At 45.2% G+C, this 13,588-nt stretch carries 14 protein-coding genes; 4 read left to right on the top strand and 10 right to left on the bottom strand.

Annotation, left to right across the window (positions count from 1 at the left end):
- Positions 1–24: 24 nt before the first annotated feature.
- The 5 genes from LDX50_RS05250 to LDX50_RS05230 form a co-directional block, all read right to left on the bottom strand.
- Positions 25–645, bottom strand: a complete 621-nt coding sequence (locus LDX50_RS05250; RefSeq protein ID WP_225697357.1) for an HAD family hydrolase — start codon at positions 643–645, stop codon at positions 25–27.
- On the bottom strand, positions 642–1,769 hold the full coding sequence (locus LDX50_RS05245) for a hypothetical protein (RefSeq protein WP_225697356.1): 1,128 nt from the start codon (positions 1,767–1,769) through the stop codon (positions 642–644). The genes LDX50_RS05250 and LDX50_RS05245 overlap by 4 nt, the downstream gene beginning before the upstream one ends.
- On the bottom strand, positions 1,756–2,268 hold the full coding sequence (locus tag LDX50_RS05240; protein WP_225697355.1) for a zf-HC2 domain-containing protein: 513 nt from the start codon (positions 2,266–2,268) through the stop codon (positions 1,756–1,758). The genes LDX50_RS05245 and LDX50_RS05240 overlap by 14 nt, the downstream gene beginning before the upstream one ends.
- The gene (locus tag LDX50_RS05235) at positions 2,265–2,816 is read right to left on the bottom strand and encodes an RNA polymerase sigma factor (RefSeq protein ID WP_225697354.1); all 552 of its coding nucleotides are present in this window, start codon (positions 2,814–2,816) and stop codon (positions 2,265–2,267) included. The genes LDX50_RS05240 and LDX50_RS05235 overlap by 4 nt, the downstream gene beginning before the upstream one ends.
- Positions 2,817–2,884: 68 nt before the next feature.
- A complete protein-coding gene (locus LDX50_RS05230) occupies positions 2,885–4,105 on the bottom strand; it encodes an ABC transporter permease (protein ID WP_225697353.1) in 1,221 nt (406 codons plus the stop codon).
- A 139-nt stretch (positions 4,106–4,244) separates the two neighbouring features.
- Between LDX50_RS05230 and LDX50_RS05225 the strand changes: the two genes are divergently transcribed.
- On the top strand, positions 4,245–4,808 hold the full coding sequence (locus LDX50_RS05225) for a hypothetical protein (RefSeq protein ID WP_225697352.1): 564 nt from the start codon (positions 4,245–4,247) through the stop codon (positions 4,806–4,808).
- A gap of 4 nt (positions 4,809–4,812) precedes the next feature.
- On the opposite strand, the gene LDX50_RS05220 is transcribed toward LDX50_RS05225, so the two are convergent.
- Positions 4,813–5,673, bottom strand: coding sequence for a hypothetical protein (locus LDX50_RS05220; RefSeq protein WP_225697351.1), 861 nt, complete (start codon positions 5,671–5,673; stop codon positions 4,813–4,815).
- Positions 5,674–5,801: 128 nt separating this feature from the next.
- Between LDX50_RS05220 and LDX50_RS05215 the strand changes: the two genes are divergently transcribed.
- Both LDX50_RS05215 and glk read left to right on the top strand, forming a co-directional pair.
- The gene (locus LDX50_RS05215) at positions 5,802–6,266 is read left to right on the top strand and encodes a hypothetical protein (protein WP_225697350.1); all 465 of its coding nucleotides are present in this window, start codon (positions 5,802–5,804) and stop codon (positions 6,264–6,266) included.
- A gap of 77 nt (positions 6,267–6,343) precedes the next feature.
- A complete protein-coding gene (gene glk / locus LDX50_RS05210) occupies positions 6,344–7,372 on the top strand; it encodes a glucokinase (protein WP_225697349.1) in 1,029 nt (342 codons plus the stop codon).
- A gap of 8 nt (positions 7,373–7,380) precedes the next feature.
- On the opposite strand, the gene LDX50_RS05205 is transcribed toward glk, so the two are convergent.
- The 3 genes from LDX50_RS05205 to LDX50_RS05195 all read right to left on the bottom strand — a co-directional run bounded on the left by LDX50_RS05205 (position 7,381) and on the right by LDX50_RS05195 (position 11,419).
- Complete coding sequence (locus LDX50_RS05205; RefSeq protein ID WP_225697348.1) at positions 7,381–9,225, bottom strand: sodium:solute symporter family transporter; 1,845 nt, start codon at positions 9,223–9,225, stop codon at positions 7,381–7,383.
- Between the two features lie 101 nt (positions 9,226–9,326).
- Positions 9,327–10,883 carry a hypothetical protein gene (locus LDX50_RS05200; protein WP_225697347.1) on the bottom strand — a complete coding sequence of 519 codons (1,557 nt, stop codon included), beginning with the start codon at positions 10,881–10,883 and terminating at the stop codon, positions 9,327–9,329.
- Positions 10,884–10,993: 110 nt separating this feature from the next.
- Entirely contained in the window at positions 10,994–11,419 is a 426-nt protein-coding gene (locus LDX50_RS05195) for a bactofilin family protein (RefSeq protein ID WP_225697346.1), read from the bottom strand.
- A 128-nt stretch (positions 11,420–11,547) separates the two neighbouring features.
- Between LDX50_RS05195 and LDX50_RS05190 the strand changes: the two genes are divergently transcribed.
- Positions 11,548–11,883: an MGMT family protein gene (locus LDX50_RS05190; RefSeq protein WP_225697580.1), complete on the top strand. Its 336-nt coding sequence runs from the start codon at positions 11,548–11,550 to the stop codon at positions 11,881–11,883.
- A gap of 156 nt (positions 11,884–12,039) precedes the next feature.
- Here the strand turns inward: LDX50_RS05190 and LDX50_RS05185 are convergent, their stop codons facing one another.
- Entirely contained in the window at positions 12,040–13,539 is a 1,500-nt protein-coding gene (locus LDX50_RS05185; protein ID WP_225697345.1) for a sodium:solute symporter, read from the bottom strand.
- Positions 13,540–13,588: the final 49 nt, after the last annotated feature.

Genomic DNA, 13,588 nt, shown 5'->3' with positions numbered 1-13,588 from the left:
GCATTGTCCGAGCAATCATCAACTTTAATAAGTAAATGATGCTAATTCAGCGAAAGACTGAATCTTCGGCTTGAAATCCACGCTACCTTTTCGGTCAATCAGCACATAATGCAGCCCGAGATTTTTCGCCGCCTTGATTTCCGATTCGGGGTTATCGCCGATGACGAGAATTCCTTCCGGGTCAAGATCATCCTGGTGAATTAGCTGAGTGAAGATCCCCGCCTTGCCTGGACTTCCCTGCATACGGTCGTCATAACAGATTTGAATGAAATCAGATTCAATTCCGAGCGCCCGGATTTTGGCCTGCTGAATCGGTTCACTTCCGCTCGTGATCAGGTACTTCGGTAAACTAATATTCTGTAACTCCCGGTAATCCGGATAGGGGCTGATATCAAAAGAAAAATTCATTTCCCGCATCCGGCTGAAATAGGCATGAATCATTTGGTTGCTGAACCCATACCGTTCAGCAACCTCATGAAAAGTGTATTTCCAAAGCTCATCCTTGACCAATTCAAGTTTTTCCGGTGAAAACCGGTCATTAACACTGTCCAGGACATTAAACAAGTCTGCGAAGTGATGATACCCGATAGTTCGTGTTTCAAAAATGGTATAATCCAGGTCAAGAAAAAGCGTTTTGATGCTCACCCATTAGTCTTTTTTCCCGATCGAACATACAATATCAGCGTGAGGATTACAATCAGTCCGGATACAATCACAGCCCAAAGATTCATTTTCCGTGAAGTAGCCTGCATGGTATAGTCGGTTAACAGGAACCTCATCAATGGTGGTTCCCATGTGAGCCTGTTTCCGTCGACGCTGTCGGCATTGTTTTCAACCAGCTCCCAGGGCATTTCAATGCGCTGTGTGAAAGTGCCATCACTTACCCAGCTCATGAAGTTAAGCCGCTTTTCAAATTCATCATTGAATTTTATATAATCCGCATCCATCTGGGGCCGTGGCAATGGGACCACCAGGCTGTCAACTAATTCTAACAAATACAGATCATCATCTGTAGGAACCAAATCATCACCCTGTTCATCATCTGATTCAGTTAAAATCTCAACAATTCCTGGGCGGCTGTCTTCCAATTTTTTCACAGCATCATCACCCAAATTGTACTTAACAATGCTTTCACGCATGAATTGAAAATGCTCCTCAATAATCCCTTCCATGCTATATTCGTCGAATATCTTTTTGTTCAGCGCCTCAGCATACAGGCTGTCGGCCGCACTCACTTTTTTTCCCCGTGCGGGAAGGCGCTGAATGAATTCATATTCCTCCTTTGTGAAAAAATCGGCCTGCTTAACAACCCGGAAGCGATCTGCCGCCCTGTAGGTTTCCGAGTAATCCAGGTATGTATAGAACCATCGGAATCTCTTTTCAAATTTTGCTTCGACCTGAAAGAGTGTATCTACGGGTTGATTCAGTTCGGCATTCATCGATTCGACCGATGGAAAGCTTTTGGTGAAGATGATCTGCATGTCGGTCTTTTTCTCCGTTTGAACCGAATCCCTAAGATCCTGCAAAGGTTCCTCGTTCTCATCATCATCCAGGCTTTCGACCCTTTTCACTTCAACAGCCCAGCCTGTTTTCGGGGAGATACCGAAATAATTTTCATTGATATGGGAGGAATCAACTTCAGTGAGAATAATGGATTTATCTATTGACCCGTCTTCATGGACCACTGAAATTAATTCAGCACGATGATCACATCCACTCAGGATGAATAACGCGATGATTGCCGGAATTAAAAGCCTATTGATTTTCATAGATGTTGTTTTTTTTATTTTGAATTCCATTGTCCCTGATCATTGCATACAGCGACACTGTATTTTTTTTCTTTCGATTCTTTAACCTGGAAAGACCCTGTTCACTCAGGAGGGCATCCTTGTTCGGGGTATTTCCCCCGGCTTCCGAGGAAGCAGTGAGTGCACCTGTCTCTATCACAAACAACAGGATCAGACTCACCGAAAGGGCCGACATAAGCCGACGAAAAAAGATAAAAGATAATCCACTACCGCCGGATTGTTCGCCGGCCATTTCAGATTTCTTCAGGTTAACCATGATCTTTTCAGTCAGCCTGTTTTGATCAAGCGGCATGATCTTTTCTGTTGAAAGGACCTGAAGATGTTCGGTAAACATGCGATTGACCGTAAAGGATACTGAACACTTTGAACACCCTTCCAGGTGTGCTTTCAGCGCATTTCTTTCACTTTCCGATAACTCGGCATATTGAAAGATCAGTTGTTCGGCATTTTCACATTTCATGGTCGTAGCATTTCAATTTTAATCATACGCTGCAGGTTTTTCCGGGCATAATAGAGGTTGCTTTTCAGCTGACCTTCATTCATGTCCAGTGCTGAGCATGCTTCACTTACTGATAACCCCTCGAGGTCTCTGAGAATGAATGCCGCCTGCTGCCTGGGAGTTAACCTTGCTGCCGCTGCATGTAGCTGATCCAGCAACTCCCGCCGCTCCAGTACCTGGTGAGGCTCAGGAAAATGGTCGGCAAGCGACTCAGATATGTCTTCCGTCCTGGTTTTTGCCCTCGCTGATTTCAGTATATCCAGGCAATGGTTTACTGTGATCCGGTAAAGCCAGGTGGTTAGTTTGATACGGTCGTCATATTTACGCAGGTTTTTCCAAAGCCTTGAATAAACTTCCTGAACAGCATCTTCTGCATCATGCTGATCACGCAAAAACCGAAAGGAAACCTGGTAGACCATCTGTTGCGTTCGTTCGACGAGATACCGGAAAGCCAGTACGTCGCCGCTCAGCGCTTTTTCGACAAGTATTGAATCCGATATTTCAGCCATTGTATAGATGATACGAGCCTGACTAACTTTGGTCAAATGAAAGTTAGTTTTTTATTTTCAAGGATTACTTATTCATGCCGTATGGCGTCCACAGGATCCAGGCGCGAGGCTTTGATCGCGGGGTATGTACCGAAGATAATCCCGATCAGGATTGAAACAACGGCGATAATCAGGAATGTATTCCAGGTGTAAACGGTCTGGAAGGGCATTTCTGTTACCTTGCGGATGACAGGAATCGCAGCGGCAGTGAACAGAACCCCGAGAATAACTCCCAAAATGCTTCCAATGGCACTCACGGTGAGTGATTCTGCAAGGAACTGAAAAATGATATCCCTGCGCTTTGCTCCCATGGCTTTTTTAACACCTATTTCCCGCGTTCGCTCTGTCACTGAGATAAGTAGAACGTTCATGACGCCTATACCTCCGACAATTACCGACAGCCCGACGATCAGTCCCATGACAATCCGGAAAATAAGAAATGACTGGTTGGCCTGTTTAACCCTGAATTCATTGGTTGAAACCCGGAAGCCGTCGGGGGTATTCGGGAATTGCTGATGAAGCCACTCTTCAACTGCTGCACGCAATGCTGGCACATCTTCAACTGTTGAGGCATTGACCAGGCATGTAGGGGGCCGCTCAGCCAGTTTCTCCAATGGTATGACGGTGATAGGCACAAATATTTCAGGACGCGGAGCCACGGTTTCTGAAATACCGATTATACGGAAGGTGTCTGAATGATAAACAACAGGCATCCCCAATGCAAACTTTCCACTGGTGAGTGAATCAATCCGGTCGGCCACAAACTGATTGATCACCGCACTTTTTGACATGCTGGTCATCATTTCCTGGGAAAAGCCCGTTCCTTCGTTAATTGTGAACTGCTCATGTGGTTCTTCATTGATGCCGCTAAGTAAAACCCCCAGCGTAAATGCAGAGTCGAAACCATGCAGCCAACCGGATTCCTGGTACCGAAGGTAGGTCTGATGGGGATTTTTAAGGGCCGAATTAAGACCTGAAAGATTCGCATACTCCAGCACAGGCACCTCCTGCTTGCGAATTAATACGCCATTGATACGTTCAGTAGTCTTTGAATTGATCTGAATGCTGTTGAGACTAGTGGTCTTTTCAATTTGCTCCCTGGCAAACATTTCCATACCGTCGATGAGTGACAGTATTCCAACCAGGGCGGCGACTCCGATCACAATTCCCAGTACGGAAAGAATCGTATGTAAAAGATTTGACCTTGCATCACGAAAGGCATGGAGGAAAACGTGAATAATGGACTGCATTTTTTATTTCGACGATTAAATTTCAGATATGTTACACAGACGGGAAAAGTTATTTACGGGAATTAAGGAAGACTGCCACACTGCCTGTTGATCTGATCCCGTAAACAACGGGAAAAAAGTAGAATGATTATATTATGTCATGAGAAACATTCTGATAATTTTCCTGCTTGCTCCGTTATTTATGAACGCCCAGGATCGTTCATTTGAGCCTGGTGGTGATCACCCCTACGGTATGATTCATCCTGATGCCCCCATTCAGACAGCTGATTTTGCTCCGATGCTTGGCGTAAACACCTGTATTTCCGTCGTTCGCAATCCTGATGGTACCTGGCAGGATTCACTCAAAATGATATGGACATTCAAATATATAATGAACGGATCGGCTGTGCAGGATGAGGTCTTTTCTGAAAACAACCGTTATGCCGGCAGCATTCGCAAATATAATTCAGATTCAGCCAAATGGTTTGTTACCTATTATTCATCAGCTTCACTGCCTCCCTATCCGCACTGGACTGGGAATAAACAGGAAAACGGGGATATTGTACTACACAGGCCGCAGCCTTCTCCACAGGGCCAGGCAGGCGACAGCAGGCTGACTTTCTATGAGATCGGAGAAAACAGCTTTAACTGGATAGGGGAATGGGTGAGTGAAAATGGCTCTGTTATTTACCCATTTTGGAAAATATTCTGCAAGCGGGAATAACTGATCAGAATGGCAGAATTATACCTACATAGGGGTACAAAAACAAGAAATCACTATTATCGTCGATAAAACCAACACCGTAATCAATGGCTATTCTGCGAATACGGGTACGGCCTCCCATGAGATAAGTGCGATCAAAAAATTCATCGGAGTCCAGGATATTCCCTTCAAAAATTACGTATCCGCGGCGCCCGGTTTGATACATTGCTCCGAATTGTAATGCCGCACGGTTCTGGAAGGCCCCGTCTTCCAGTAACACCCCGGCTCCGAAAGTTGCCTGAAAACGATTCTTCCCAACTGTGATGATTCCGGAAAAAAGTCCGACACTCCCGGTTCCTCCGGTGCCCTCTTCAAATTGTGTTCCAAGAGAAACATTCCCAGCGATATGCACTCCTTCAGAAATGCTGAAACCGGCTTTTGTCGAGAACCACAGGGCAAAGGGTATGAACGTGGAAACACTTACGGACCAGTGGTCTGTAATTCCGAATGCCGCCTGGTTATACAAAAGGATTCCGTTCTGATAATAGCCGTCACCCTTATTGAGCATCCTTGCAGATTGAATGGTAAAGTACTTGGACTTGAACGCGGAATAGAAATCGGGGAAAGGCCTGTTGACGTTTTTTGGATCTACCTCGCGAATTTTCCTGATCTGGTCGAACGGAATCGTCACAATCCCAAGGTCAGCAGTTCGTAGCTGAATCTCAGACGAATTTCTGATTTCCAGATATCCGACGTATTCGTTGCCGTTCATAGTTCGTACCCACAGTGCAACAGAATCTTTTGCAGTTTCCTGCTGTGCATTTGCCACGTGCGCGAAGGCTGCGATAACCAATGTCAAAAAAATCCTTGCAACAGGTAAATTCATGATATAAGATTAATGAAAATCTTGCGACAAATTATAATATGATAAATTATTGATCTCCGTGTTGATTATTCGTTGTGCTGTTCTTTGTACCTTAGGGCATAAATCAAACCTCTTAAATCAAGTCTATTATGAAAATTGTTATTACCGTCCTGCTTTTTGCTTTCGTGACGCCCGTCCTGGCACAACAATCTGAAGAAGTAAAGTTAATTCAGCAATTGTATGGCATGGAAAAAAAGGAGATCCTCAGCCAATTTGTTGAATTCCCGAATGACGAGGCAAAGAATGCCTTTTGGGAAATCTATGAGGCATATGAGACACAACGGAAAGTACTCGGACAAACCCGGATGAATTTGCTGGAGTCATATGTAAAGGATTATATGAACATGCCTGAGGCTGAAATGGCTACGCTGTTGTCGGGTGTAACCAAAATGAATTCCGATTATGTAAAACTTCTGAATTCCAATGTGAAAAAGATTCAGAAAAAAGTAGGTGTTAAGCAAGCTGCACAATTCTATCAGATAGAAAATTACCTGAACAATGCGATCAGCGTAAGTATCGCAGAGGAAATTCCGTTTATCGGCGAGCTGGACTAAACAATAGGTACTCCCGGGAGTGCCTAAATACTGGATATATTTTTGGACTTTTCGTACCTTCCGGAAAGTCCTTTTTTATGCATACCCGACTATCGATTGCCTATCCCAGACAGAATTCCTTTAAGAATCCGGAAAAAATTGTGCTTGCTGCAGACATTGGAGGCACAAAGACGAATATGGCGCTTTTCCGGCATACCGATCTGGAATTCGAAGAACTGATTTCGCATACGTATCCATCATCGTCGTTCAACTCACCTACGGAGATCATCGATGATTTTTCGGAACGTGCCGGAATTTCCTATGATGCAATTTCCCTGGCTATTGCAGGTCCTGTTTACAAACAGTCGGTTCAGGCTACGAATCTTCCCTGGGGAATTAATGCACTGGAAATACAGAAAAAAACGGGCATAGCAGAGGTTTATCTCATTAACGATCTGGAAGCGAACGCATACGGGTTGGGAGTTCTCAAGCCGGAAGATTTTGTTTGCATTCATGAAGGAGATCCTGAACCTGAAGGCAATGTGGCCATGATTTCTCCCGGGACCGGCCTTGGCGAAGCGGGTATGTATTGGGATAAAAAATATCTTCATCCGTTTGCCACCGAAGGCGGCCACTGTGACTTTGCCCCACAAACGGAACTCGATATCGAAATTTTAAAATTTCTGCAGCGCAACCTGGATCATGTGAGCTGGGAAAGGCTTGTTTCCGGCCCCGGTATTGAAACCATTTTTAAGTTTTATGCGGAAGAGAAGAAAATGACGATCCCGGATCCTATTCGCGAGGCGCTTTCTCGCGGCAGTGCAGGTCCGCTGATCAGTAAATATGCTGCCGAAGGCCAGTGCAGGATCTGTGAAGCCACCATCGATTTATTCCTGAGATATCTGGCCGAAGAGTCGGGCAACCTTATACTGAAATACAATGCCACCGGAGGTTTATACATCGGTGGTGGAATTGTGCCTGATATCATGGATCAGCTCGACCTGGATCGTTTCCTTCATTTTCTTCAGAACAGCGGTAGAATGGAAAAACTTCTAAGGAGGGTTCCGGTTACAGTGGTATTAAATGAAAAAGCAGCCCTGTTGGGGGCTGCCTTCTATGGTTTCTAGGCTAATTCCTACCAGAATACTGCATAAAGTGCAGCAATAATTCCAGCAAGCAGTATCGAGCCGACCACAAAGGTTCCGCTCATCTTGAACCACTTGTCGTCCATTTTTTCGTATTGAACGATGTCCTCGCCGCCGAAATTCTTGAAACGGATCAGGGAAAGCACAAGCGCTCCGACGATTACCAGGGTTACAATTCCCTGTATCATCGAACTTTCAATGATCAGGTCCATTCCGTGGTAAATGGGCACGGTAACTGTACAGATGATCAGTACGATCATTCCCCAGCGTAACCATTCCCGGTTAATTTGAACGGCCTTTGACGCGTCATAATTCTTGTCGAGTACAGATACGCCCATCATCAGGAAAAGAAGGATGGTGAATACGATTCCCATCCGGTCCAGGAAGGGCAGTCCCTCGATATTTCCGAAAGCCCATGATAAGGGTATCGCCACGACTGCAACAGCGAGTGCTGCATTCGCGGTGGTTCGTTTCCAGAAGATACCCATCAGGAAAATGGCCACAACGGCAGGTGTCACATAACCTGAAAAGTCCTGAATGAATTGAAAGACCTGGTCGAAGCTGCTCAGTTGGGGTGCAATGATCATCCCCAGTATTAACGCGATCACACCAACAATACGTCCGGTAGTCACAAGATTCGTTTCACTGGCTGTTTTGTTCATGTAGTTACGATAGATATCCATCGTAAAGATGGTCGACGTACTATTGATCATCGATGCCAGGGAAGAAACAATTGCTGCTGTAAGGGCAGCAAACGAAAGTCCCTTGATACCTGCGGGAAGAATATTCAGAAGGACAGGGTAGGCCTTATCGGATTTAACCAGGTTAGTCGTTCCGTCGGTCATTGCCGCGGTGAATTCTCCTGATCCTCCTTCGCGGGTGACCAGCACGAACATAGCGATCCCGGGGATTACCACGATCATAGGCATAAGAATCTTCAGGAATCCTGCGAAAAGAAGGCCATTCCGGGCCTCATTAATGTTTTTTGCTGCGAGTGCACGTTGTGTGATATACTGGTTGAATCCCCAGTATCCGATATTTGCGATCCACATCCCGCCTAATAAAACGCCCAGACCGGGTAGATTGGTGTAGGCATCATCAAATCCACCTTTCCCATCAGGGATCATGTACTCTCCCTTGTCAAATATCATGGTAAAATGGTTAACTGCTTCCTTACGGAGATCACCCAGGCCACTCCAGAAATTGCCGCTTCCGACCAGCTCGACGGCCAGGTATGTGGTCATTAATCCGCCGATCACCAGGAAGACAACCTGAATAACATCCGTCCACGCCACTGCTTTAAGACCGCCGTAAAGTGAATAAAGCAAGGCAAAAACGGCCAGTCCGATCATTCCTGCAGAGAATGGTATGCCAAGTATGGTTTCCAGGTTGAGTGCGCCAAGGTAAAGTACCGATGAGAGGTTGACAAAAATGTAGAGCAACAGCCAGAAAACTGCAAGACTTGTGCGTACGCGCGCATCAAATCGTTTTTCCAGGAACTGAGGCATCGTATAAATCTGTTTTTCCAGGAAAACAGGAAGGAAGAAAATTCCAACCACAATCAGCGTAGCCGCTGCCATCCATTCATAGGTCGAGATAGCCAGGCCCATGGCAAAACCCGAACCCTGCATTCCTACAAATTGTTCGGCTGAAATATTTGAGGCGATCAGCGATGCGCCGATTGCCCACCATGGAAGTGACTTGGACGCGAGAAAATAGTCTGCCGAGTCTTTTACATGCCCTTTTTTCTCACGGGAAACCCAAATTCCCATGAATATAATGATGGCGATATAACCACCAAAAATCAACATGTCAATCGTTGAAAATGTAATCATGGAGTTAGAGATGTAATTGGTTCAATTAACCAATTACGTGTTTATTTATGGAATGTGCAACACACAATGCGTGGAGAGAAGTGATAAACGGGAATGGCTGATTACTCGAATCCCTCGTTATTATAATCCGGAAATGCTTTGCGAATATTGGCGTCGGATGGTTTTTTGGGATTTTCCCACGCCGCATCGAGCTCTAGTAAAATCAGCTGTTTATTGTTCAGTTGCTTTTTAAGCTTATCAATATCCGTGAAAAACTCCGAATCCCGGCGTCGCGATTTAAGTGCATATTTTCGGGCGAACTGATCCCCTTCCGTTTGGAGTTGATTGCGCAGGTCAATGCTCAGCTTCATTTTCGAAAGAATATCTTCCTTTGAGCGCCCGATTACATCGGTTGCTTCCAGGGTACCCATCGTAAGTACCGCGGTACCGCCAATTCCTGTCACATAATCCTTGCTGGGATCTTCCAGGAAGACCGGACCAACGCCCGTTAATGCACCCAGTGAGGCATTCATGATCGCCCTGTTTTTCGTTCCTTTCTTTGCCTTACGCAATTCCTTGTTCAGGGTATTCTGCGTTTCATCCAGGTGTGCAATCAGGTTCATGGTTTCAATGAGCATGGCCTTATATTTCTGGAACAGCCGCTGGTCTTTTTCATCCAGGTTTTCAGTATCCTCAACTTTTACCAAAAGTCTGCGCTCGGTTCGCCGATTACTTTCGTCCAGGACAAAGAATGTAAATTCCACCTCCCTGGTACCGTTTTCAAGTTCTACGAAATCATAGCCGGGCATCCATTTAAATTCCCATTGCGTAGCGGTATTGCGCTGAAAGAGATGTTTTTCGATGCGCGGATCATTAGCGACAAAATCAACTTCCCGGATGTCATCATCGCCGTTGGGATCGGTGAGGTAAAAATTAAGATTCATGAATTCATCTTCTTTCACCGTAATGACCGAATCATTCGGAACCATTACAATTTCCGGGGGAAGGTCCATTTGGGTTGGCGAAATGTACAGCACACCGGTAGCTTCTGATTTGAATGGCTGATCCTGTACAATAAATGGAACCTTCAGTGGTTCATCCCTCATGTCCCTGAACTGATTGCGCGAAGGTTTCCATGAAAAGACACCAATCTCGCTCAGGCTCGCGCCTTCAGGCATTTCAGAAAGCACCGGTTTGAAAACTATGGGATCACCGTCGGGGTCCAGGATCTGATTCATCTGGTTGAGTGCAACGTCATTATTCATGCCCTGGCGTACATAAAATACGGGTAGCTCCTCTACAAGTGGAGGCCGGTTCACATGAAAGACACTGAAATTGATTTCACGACGAAGTTTTTCGCCATCCTCGAAAAGTGCTTCAAGAATAATACTGAAATTCTTGTAGGGATTCAGCCTGTCTACCAGATCAAAAGAAGGACTCCAGAGAAAATTTCCGGTGGAGTCCAGCTGAATATCGATTTGTTCGTCTGTTAAATAGCCTATCCTGTAGGCACGGTTGAGCGTATCCGTTACAGATAGCTGAAATGCGAGGGTATCACCTTCGTAAATCAGGTTCCAGTCGGGCCGTTCGGGAAATACAAATACGGGATTGGGATTTTCCTGTGCAATTGACAAACGAAAAATTCCCAAAATAAACAGGGTCGCTAAAAAATACTTCAAGGTGTCGGTTACTTGATTGCCAAAAAACTCTCGCAAAAATAGAAATATCCTGAACGATTTTAAAACCGTTCATCCATTTCTATTGACAGACAAATCCAGTAACGTACGAATTATCCGTTTGAAGCGAGACTCGGTTTATGTTCGGTTTTCTCCGGGGAAGATGCTACCATGCTGGCAACCTTTCCCATTTTACACTTACCGTTGAACTCGGCACCGGACTCCACAACGAGCTTACTGGTTTCGATGTCACCAAGAATTTTACAGGTTCCCTTCAGGGTAATTTGTTCGGTTGCTTTGAGCGTACCGCGAACGTTACCTTCTACTTCCACAAACTGTCCCGTAACATTCCCCTGGATCTCAGCGGATGGTCCAATAACAATTTTTGATTTTGAGTGAAGATCACCGACAATTTTACCCTCGATACGTATGTTACCGTAGGTTTCGATGTTACCTGTAAAAGTGGTTCCTTTCCCTATGGTGTTGTTGGAGTTTAATACTTCCGGAGACACCTTCTCTTCTTTCTGATTTTTAAACATAGCACAAAAAATTTCACCTGAAACAAAGGTAATATAACCCCCACATAAATACCGGGGTTATTTCTTTTATCTGTAGTTTTAACGGACAGATGTAAGCTGAACGCTATAATTGACAACATATTACAGGCATTCACGTGAAAACCGAATCCTTTTTTGCAGATGTCTACGAAGTTGTGAAGCTCATTCCGCCCGGAAGAGTCACAAGTTATGGAGCGATTGCCAGCTACCTCGGTACGCGTGGAAGTGCCAGGATGGTGGGCTGGGCAATGAACGCAAGCCACACAATGCCCGAAATTCCTGCACACAGGGTGGTTAACCGCCTGGGATTACTCACCGGCAGAAATCATTTTGAAACCCCCCAAAGGATGGAGGAGTTGCTGCTTGCAGAGGGAATTGAGGTGTTTGAAAATCAGGTGGTCAATTTTGATACTCTGTTCTGGGATCCGGCCAAGGAACTCCTTTGAATGTCCCAAATTGGGAATAATAGTACCAAATTGGGACAAAACCTTACACAATTCCTACTTAAAACACTATTCTGATTGATTTTTCATCATTGGCACGGCCATTGAACCTAACCTCTGCAGAAACAAAGTTGGTTAGTTCAGATATGGCTGTGTTTTTTAGTTGGTTTTATGTTGTACAGCCAGGCCGTCCTCATTATCATGGGGGCGGCCACTTTTTATAAGCAGAACCATTCCAATGAAAGTGAACAGCCCGTTCACCAGTAGGATTTCAAACCCAAACTTATAGCCAAACAGCAATTTTTCTGAATTGATATTCAGCAGGTAGGAGAGCACAGGGGAAATCAGACAGATCACGGGTACCAGCGGATCCCGAACCTGTTTTTTTGTGAAAAGGCCAAATGCATACAAACCCAGAAGCGGACCGTAGGTATATCCCGCCGCCTCAAATACTTTTTGAATGACCGCCCCGTCAAGCACTTCCCTGAACAGAACGATTAGTAAAAACAGCAGGAGCGAAAACCCGATATGAACCATAAATCGCTTTCTGCGTTGCGAGACACGTAGCTCCAGTGTTTCTTCGCGCTTGAAGCCGAGAAAATCAACACAAAAGGAAGTTGTAAGGGCAGTAAGCGCCGAATCTGCACTCGAATAGGCTGCTGCGGTAATACCCAGGAGGAAGGTTATTCCTGCCACTACCGGAAAATAATCAAGTGCGAGCATAGGGAACAGGTCATCGGTACGCTCAGGAATGGCAATTCCTTTCGTGCCGGCATAGATGTAAAGCAATGCTCCCAACATCAGGAAAAGCAGGTTCACGAAAACAAGCGTAATGGAAAACCAGAACATATTTTTCTGGGCATCCTGCAGATTCCGGCAGGTAAGGTTCTTTTGCATCATATCCTGATCCAGCCCCGTCATTACGATGGCGATGAATGCTCCTGATATGAATTGCTTGAAGAAGTTTTTGGGCCCTTCCCACTCCCAGAAGAAGATTTTTGAATACTCACTTTCACGAACTGCTTCCACCATCATACCAGTGGTCATGTCCAGCTCGTCACCAATCAGATATATGGCAAATACAACAGCCATAAGCATGAAAAGCGTTTGCAGCGTGTCTGTCCATACGATCGTGCGAATTCCCCCGCGGAACGTATAGAGCCAAATTAAAAGGATCGTTATGAAAACAGTGATATGGAATGGAACATTCCATGCATCGAAAATTGCAAGCTGCAGCACCCCTGCTACAAGAAAAAGCCGGAAGGCAGCGCCGATGGTTCTGGAAAGCAGGAAATAGAAAGCACCGGTTTTATAAGACCAAAAACCAAACCGTTGTTCCAGGTATCCGTAAATAGATACAAGGTTAAGCCTGTAATACAATGGCATCAGCACGGTGGCAATTACAAAATAGCCCACGAGATAGCCGAGGACTACCTGGAGGTATGAAAACTGTGAGGTACCCACCCATCCGGGTACTGATATAAAGGTCACCCCGGAGAGGGATGCTCCGATCATGCCAAAGGCTACCAGGTACCATGGAGACTGGCGGTTTCCGGTGAAAAACGTACTGGAATCGGCTTTGCTGGCGGTTAAAAATGAAATACCGATCAAAAGTAAAAAGTACGCGCCTATAATTAGAATAACAGTCGTTGCGCTCATAAATTGAGGCTAATTTGTGATTTTTTTTTACCTTTGACAAATAAATTTC

Source organism: Fulvivirga sedimenti, assembly GCF_020328055.1.
The sequence above is the reverse complement of the archived record's forward strand: the minus strand, read 5'-3'. Positions and strand labels throughout refer to the sequence as shown.